General features: G+C 69.8%; 1 protein-coding gene. It reads right to left on the bottom strand.

All coding sequences use genetic code 11. The annotated features are described in order from the left end of the window. Positions 1-286 precede the first annotated feature (286 nt). A complete protein-coding gene (locus tag DBR34_RS08845; RefSeq protein ID WP_128096522.1) occupies positions 287-2,320 on the bottom strand; it encodes an NADPH-dependent 2,4-dienoyl-CoA reductase in 2,034 nt (677 codons plus the stop codon). Positions 2,321-2,343 lie beyond the last annotated feature (23 nt).

Genomic DNA, 2,343 nt, shown 5'->3' with positions numbered 1-2,343 from the left:
TCCTTGCTCCGTGTAGGCCGCACCTGGCTGGTCCATCCGATCATGCGGACGGGGCGGGGGTACGACTTGGCGTCATGGGGAGGCGACCATCGGGGTCGCCCGGGGGCGGACCCGAACAGGACGTGGGATCCGCGCGCTCACTCGAACTGGGTGGTGAGCGGGAAAGTTGGCGCACGATAGGGGGCCATTTCCCAATGCATCCTGAACCCGAAAGCTTGACATTCAGGTTCGGAGGGCGGGCCGGAATGTGCTTCCGGGCCCGTATTCAGGTCGCCAACGACCCGTTTCAGAGCTGCGCGGCGAGGTGGCTGCCCTGGTGGATGGCGCGCTTGGCATCCAGTTCGGCGGCCACGTCGGCGCCGCCGATCAGGTGCGTGTTGACCCCGGCCGCCTGCAGCGCGGCGTGCAGATCGCGGCGCGGTTCCTGGCCAGCGCAGACCACCACGTGATCCACCGGCAGGGTCTGTTCCTGTCCCTCGATGCGCACCCGCAGGCCGGTGTCGTCCACGCCCAGGTACTCCACGCCACCCAGCATCGTCACGCCCTTGGCCTTGAGCGTGGCGCGGTGGATCCAGCCGGTGGTCTTGCCCAGGCGCGCGCCGGGCTTGCCCGGACTGCGCTGCAGCAGCCAGACCTTGCGCGCCGGCGCCTCGGGCGCGGGCGTTGCCAGTGCACCGCGGGCTTCGAAGCTGGGGTCCACGCCCCATTCGGCCATCCAGCGGGCGGGATCGAGCGCGCTGGAGGGGCCCTCGTGGACCAGGAACTCGCCGACATCGAAGCCGATCCCGCCGGCACCGATGATCGCCACCTGCGCGCCGGCCTGGACCCGGCCCAGCAGCACGTCCAGGTAGTTGACCACCTTGGGGTGGTCGGCACCGGGGAAGTCGACCCGGCGCGGGGTGATGCCGGTGGCCACCACCACCTCGTCGAAGCCGGCCAGCGTGGCGACATCGGCCACGGTGTCCAGCTTCACCTCGACCCGGGTCTGCTCGAGTTTGTAGCGGAAGTAGCGCAGGGTCTCGTGGAATTCTTCCTTGCCCGGAATGCGCTTGGCCACGTTGAACTGGCCGCCGATCTCGCTGCCGGCGTCGAACAGGGTCACGTGGTGGCCGCGTTCGGCGGCCACCGTGGCGCAGGCCAGCCCGGCCGGGCCCGCGCCGACCACGGCCACGCGCCTGGCAGCGGTGACCGGCCGGTACACCAGCTCGGTTTCGTGCACGGCGCGCGGGTTGACCAGGCAGCTGGCGGTCTTGTTCTCGAACACGTGGTCCAGGCAGGCCTGGTTGCAGGCAATGCAGGTGTTGATCGATTCGGGGCGACCGGTGCGGGCCTTGTTGGCCCATTCCGGATCGGCCAGCAGCGGCCGCGCCAGCGACACCATGTCCGCGCCGCCGCTGGCCAGGATGCGTTCGGCCACGTCGGGCATATTGATCCGGTTGGTGGCGATCACCGGCAGCTGCACATGCGGCTTGAGCTTGGCGGTGACCCCGGCGAAGGCCGCGCGCGGCACCGAGGTGGCGATGGTGGGGATGCGTGCTTCGTGCCAGCCGATACCGGCATTGATCAAGGTCGCGCCGGCCGCCTCGATGGCCTTGGCCTGCTGCACGATTTCATCCCAGTTGCTGCCGCCGTCGACCAGGTCCACCAGCGACAGCCGGTAGATGATGATGAAGTCCGGACCGCAGGCCTCGCGGATGCGGCGCACGATCTCCACCGCGAAGCGCATGCGCTGGGCCGCGTCGCCGCCCCAGCGGTCGGTGCGCGTGTTGGTGCGCGGGGCGATGAATTCGTTGATCAGATAGCCTTCCGAGCCCATCACTTCAACGCCGTCGTAACCGGCCTCGCGGGCCAGCCGCGCACTGCGCGCGTAATCGGCGATATGGCGGTCAACGCCGCCAGCGCTCAACGCGCGCGGGGTGAACGGATTGATCGGCGCTTTCAGCTTGCTGGGGGCCACCGACAGGGGGTGGTAGGCATAGCGCCCGGCGTGCAGCAGCTGCAGGCAGATCTTGCCGCCGTTGTCGTGCACCGCGGCGGTCACCTGGCGGTGCGGGCGGACCTCCCACGGCCACGACAGCTTGCCGCCGAACGGCTTGAGCCAGCCGACCACGTTCGGTGCGAAGCCGCCGGTCACGATCAGGCCGACCCCACCGGCCGCGCGCTCGGCGAAATAGGCGGCCAGGCGCGGGAAGTCGCGCGCGCGGTCCTCCAGGCCGGTGTGCATGGAACCCATCAGGACGCGGTTGCGCAGCTGGGTGAAGCCCAGGTCCAGCGGGGCGAACAGGTGGGGGTAGGCGGGGGATTCGGCGGCTGGCGACATGTCGATACGCTTGCGTACGGAAG

The sequence above is a fragment of the Stenotrophomonas sp. HMWF003 genome (genome assembly GCF_003061285.1).
Taxonomy (GTDB): Bacteria; Pseudomonadota; Gammaproteobacteria; order Xanthomonadales; family Xanthomonadaceae; genus Stenotrophomonas; species Stenotrophomonas maltophilia_AP.
The sequence above is the reverse complement of the archived record's forward strand: the minus strand, read 5'-3'. Positions and strand labels throughout refer to the sequence as shown.